The sequence below is a fragment of the Paracraurococcus lichenis genome (genome assembly GCF_030657435.1).
GTDB lineage: Bacteria > Pseudomonadota > Alphaproteobacteria > Acetobacterales > Acetobacteraceae > Paracraurococcus > Paracraurococcus lichenis.
In genome coordinates this window covers 1-4691 of the sequence record NZ_JAUTWS010000191.1, presented here as the reverse complement: position 1 = coordinate 4691, position 4691 = coordinate 1, and the positions used below count along the sequence as shown (strand labels likewise).

Sequence of the window (4691 nt, the reverse complement as noted above, 5' to 3'; positions counted from 1 at the left end):
CTGACCTTGAGCGCTGCGGCGAGGATGCCCAAATCCTTTGCTGCGAGCATGAAGCTGACATGCTGCTGGACAGGTTCGTCCATTGTGAGCGCATGCGGCACATTAGGACGCACCACCACAGGCGCCTCGGGTTGAATGCCGAGAAGCGGCTCTGGCGAGACATCCTCCGCGAGCCGAAGGTCACCATCCTCTCTGAACGTCATCATGGCCTCACACCACTTTTTTGGTGCAGCCATATGCTTAGTTGTCGGCCTACCGGGCACTTTCAGGCGGCGGAATTCGTGCGGTTCGCGAGATTGTAAAATCGAAGACTTGTGAAATTCCCAGCGGCTTAAGCTGTTTCTTGTCGGCCAGCTAGGCTCTTTCGTGTTGGCCAGCTAGGCTGTTTCATGTTGCACAGCTAGGCGCTTTCGTGCCAGCCCGGCTGGGTATGAGTGGCGCTGCCGAGCTTCGCTTGCCTTTTCCGAGTGGGTCACCACAGGTCTGCATGGGTATTGAGGGAGTGCATAGGGTGTGGAAGCCCCGTCAGGGAGCGGCTCACCATCTGCAGCTTTTCATGGAAAGCTTTGCCTGAAGGATTGACGCCGTTTTCGAAGGAACGTCCATGCGGCCAACCTACTCCCGAGCCATCTTGCCTCAAGGGATTTGCTACACCATCGAAAATCCTTCAACCGTCGCCGGCCTGGGGTTCCAACTCTTTCTGCACTGGGCCGGCGTCGCCATCTTCTTCATATTTTGTTTCGGTTCCGATAATCCTGGCGAGAAGTTAGGAGCTTTCGCGGTTGCCGTAATCCTGGCCGTGATTGCTGTTCGGAAGCACATGAATCCGCCCCCGTATTCGGATATCCGGAAGCAGCACCTACTCATCACCGAGTACGATGTGCACACTACCCTCTTCTCCGACCCTGTCCCGCGCGATCAACTCATAGAATTGGCTGTGTACGATCCGCGCACCTCCGAACCCTCGTATGGCTTCGTTGGCTCACCCCTGGCGGTTGCGATGGCTTCGGGGATCGACAATGCAATTCAGCGGAGGCAGGACACAACCCGTAGCGATCTTGTCCTCACTGCGCGCCGGCACGGCTCGCCGCAGCCCTTCCGCCTCGCAGATGGCCTGACGGTGCAGCAGGCTTATGGATTGGCACAGGATATCAATCGCGACCTCACGAGGTAAAATCCCAAGAAAATACTAGGGAGAGAAAGCTGCGAAGGAGTGGAACCAACTGACTTTCTCGATCCGGTGGTTATTGAGCCACCCGAGCAAGAGCGACGCGCACGGATAAAACTCGTCCGTGTGATGCTTGTAGCATGTTATGTAGAGCACAATCTTCATGCCATATAGCCTTTGCTGCATGTCTACGAAAAGCAGAAGCAGTTGAGTTCAGCGAGATGTGGTAGCGGGCGGAAAAGTTTGCAGGATTGGGAGAAGAGGAAGGAGAGTAAATGGATGGATGAGTGTGTCTGTCTGTCGCCCCCCCTTCTTGTCCCGTAATACAGCTTCGGCGGCGTCCGGCGGATATCTGAAGGTTGGTTAAAAAGTCCCCATTCAATGTCGTGCCTGTCTTCTGCCATGACGGCCGGCGTTGCTACCACCTTTTACCAAGTTGCGTTAGGCGCTGTTTTGCAATGGTATTTCCCGACCTTGCGGCTTGTTGGTAAAGGCGAGTAGCTGCAACGCTGTCCTGCTGCAAACCGCCACGTCCCTGCTCATATAGGATACCCAGGTCCACCTGCGCATAGGTATTGCCCTGATCGGCAGCGAGCTTGTAAAGACGTGCAGCCTGCGCGTCGTCCTTTGGCAAACCGCCCCGCCCTCCCTCATAAAAACGCCCAAGATTCACTTGCGCAGAGGCATCGCCCTGATCGGCAGCAAGCTTGTAAAGACGTGCAGCCTGCACGTCGTCCTTTGGCAAACCGCCGCGACCCTCCTCATAGAAAATGCCTAGGCTTACCTGCGCAGAGGCATCACCCTGATCGGCAGCAAGCTTGTAAAGACGTGCAGCCTGTGCGTCGTCCTTTAACAAACCGCGACCCTCTTCGTAAAGAATACCTAGGTTCACCTGCGCAGAGGCATCGCCTTGATCGGCAGCGAGCTTGTAAAGACGTGCAGCCTGTGCGCCGTCCTTCGACACACCACCACGTCCCACCTCATAAAAACGTCCAAGGTTCACCTGCGCAGAGGCATCACCCTGATCGGCAGCAAGCTTGTAGAGACGTGCGGCCTGTGCATCGTCCTTCGGTAAACCGCCGCGGCCCTCCTCATAGAAAATACCTAGGCTTACCTGTGCAGAGGCATCACCCTGATCGGCAGCAAGCTTGTAAAGACGTGCAGCCTGCGCGTCGTCCTTTGGCAAACCGCCGCGACCCTCCTCATAGAAAATACCTAGGCTTACCTGCGCAGAGGCATCACCCTGATCGGCAGCGAGTTTGTAAAGACGCGCAGCTTGTGTGTCGTCCTTTGGCAAACCGCCGCGGCCCTCCTCATAAAAATGAGCAAGGCTCACTTGCCCACGAGCGTCGCCTTGATCGGCAGCAAGGCGGAAAAGTCGGGCAGCACCATTGTTATCACCTGCAGCTACGCGTTGCTGAGCAAGCGAATAAGGGTCCGGTGTTTGAGGAGATTCTTTAATGTCATTTCTATATGAAGGGTTTTTAGACGCTTCTTGTTGGTTCACAACAAAAACAGAAATTCCAATTAAAGCTATGATGCACATCCCCACTCCCAGCCATTGACCTTTACGCCTTAAATTTGAAGCTCGAGGTATATGAGGGGGAGGCAAGTTCGCAGATTGCTTGATCGAGGTCTCTGACTCAGGTCGGTCTGCGATACTCGACAACGGCGGTGGCGCGGTGCCTTCGGGTTGGCTCTGTATGCGAACAGGCGCGCTTTCTGAGAGGGCTGGCGGTTCCGGCGACGGCGCCCCAACATGCGCGGGTGCCCGGTTCGGAAAGGCCGGAACGCGCGTCAGGTCACCATACGCCGCATTCACCTGATGCAGTGCTGGTCTTGGTGCATTGGCACCAAAACTCACTACCATTTGTTCGAACACCGTATCGCGCAGGTCTGCGAAGGACAGGACCGGTGGAAACCCTTCAGCTCCTCGTCGGAGCACATTAAGCACGGCACCCGTGAATAGCGTGTGCTCGGCATTTGGCGCTCCCATTGACACTTCGCTGGTTGGGCTTGAGCAGAGCAGGAGAGTGCCGCGCGCTGGCTGATCGTCCCGCAAATCCTTTGCCGCAGTTGCTGCAACCTGCTGATTCAGGTCACTAGCCATGCCGAAAAATGCCTTTGCTGCAGCCTCAGAAAAGCAGCAATCGAGGATGACGGAACGGCGCTGCTGTGGAGCAGCGAGACGGAGTGTATGGGCAAGATCAGGAGCCTTGATCCCTGTTTCCGCTTCCAGACCTCGACGACTTCGGCGCACGAGCAAAGAAAGATGACCTTGGTCGTCCGTGAAGCCATGACCGACGTAGTAGACTAATACATCGGAAACTGGGCGGCCTGCTGCCCGGCGCTCACGCAGCAAGGCGTCGAGGGTGTCACGCACTCGCGCGAGTTGGCCGCCAGCGTCAGTAGGATCGTCGAATAAATCGAGCACAAGCTCTGGATCGATTCCTAAGCCTGACGCGTCGTAAAGGTACGCGACAATGCCTCGTGCGGAGCGAAGGAAGGATGGTGCACGACCCAACCCGGCTTCGGTCCAATCGTGAGCGCCCAAGATGACGGCGGCAGTCGAGGTCGGGTCGAGCAGCCGAGGTCGCGCTGCTCCCGCGCCGCTCATGTCAGCCTTTCCGGACCATCTCGACGATGCGCACCGCCACCTCCGGATCAATGCCCGCGACTGCGGCCTTCAGGCTCCCCGACTTGCCGTCCCTCTCGACGGTCACGGTCACCCCGCGGCGCGCCCTGAGCCACGCGGCAAGCCCCTGAGCGAGAGCAAGCGTCGCCCCAGAGGTGGCCAGTACCGAGATCACCGCGCCGAGGTCCATCGTGCTGTTGTCGGCCTTGGTGCGGTCGGCTTCGAGCACTCCGTCGGCCTCCCGCAGGATATCGGAGAGGGCCATTGCGGCTCTGCCGGCAGCGGCTTGATCCTCTGCCTCGGCGATGAAGTCGTAGCGTTCTTGCATCATCCTGCTGCCTCCCGAGGTGGATGTTACCGAGCGGCACGGTCCTGTGGCATTGCGGAACACCGACCGTAGCAGGACATGGACAGCAAAACCTTGGCACCCGAGGCAAGGCTCTGGTGTCTCCCGGATACCACCCCTTGCAGCTTGCTAATAAAGGGGGATGACCACGCATCGTCCCTCGTTAGTCCGTCCCGGCCCCGCTCATAGAAGAAGCCGAAGTTGGTCTGCTCATAGTGCTGCCTTGATTGGTGGCTATGCGGGATAACAGATCGGTTTTGCGATCGTCCTGCATCAGCCCGCCTCGGCCGTGGCGGTAAAAAAAAGCCGAGGTTGGCCGGCTCCAAAGCTTTACCCTGCTCGGCGGCGAGGCGAGAGAGGCGGGCGGCCTCACCAACGTCCTTCGCTAGCCCGCCTAGACCCCGCTCGTAGAAGAAGCTGAGGCTGGTCTGCGCAAAAACGTCGTCCTTGTCGGCTGCGAAGCGGTATAGCCAGGCGGCCTTGTGGGCGTCCTTCGTCAGCCCGCCTCGACCTTGCTCATAGAAGAAGCCGAGGCTGGCCTG

5 protein-coding genes are annotated in these 4691 nt (G+C 58.0%); 1 reads left to right on the top strand and 4 read right to left on the bottom strand.

Translation table 11 applies throughout. The features are described from left to right. On the bottom strand, positions 1 to 206 hold a 206-nt coding region (locus Q7A36_RS38460; RefSeq protein WP_305109076.1), incomplete at its 3' end, for a hypothetical protein. 398 nt (positions 207 to 604) lie between these two features. Here Q7A36_RS38460 and Q7A36_RS38455 point away from each other — a divergent pair. Further along, entirely contained in the window at positions 605 to 1174 is a 570-nt protein-coding gene (locus tag Q7A36_RS38455) for a hypothetical protein (protein WP_305109075.1), read from the top strand. 412 nt (positions 1175 to 1586) lie between these two features. Here the strand turns inward: Q7A36_RS38455 and Q7A36_RS38450 are convergent, their stop codons facing one another. The 3 genes from Q7A36_RS38450 to Q7A36_RS38440 form a co-directional block, all read right to left on the bottom strand. After that, positions 1587 to 3785 carry an SEL1-like repeat protein gene (locus Q7A36_RS38450; RefSeq protein ID WP_305109074.1) on the bottom strand — a complete coding sequence of 733 codons (2199 nt, stop codon included), beginning with the start codon at positions 3783 to 3785 and terminating at the stop codon, positions 1587 to 1589. Position 3786: 1 nt separating this feature from the next. After that, positions 3787 to 4134 (bottom strand): effector-associated constant component EACC1, encoded by a 348-nt coding sequence (locus Q7A36_RS38445; protein ID WP_305109073.1) that lies wholly within the window; start codon positions 4132 to 4134, stop codon positions 3787 to 3789. Between the two features lie 23 nt (positions 4135 to 4157). Further along, a partial coding sequence (locus Q7A36_RS38440) for a tetratricopeptide repeat protein (RefSeq protein WP_370655796.1) occupies positions 4158 to 4691 on the bottom strand: 534 nt, incomplete at its 5' end.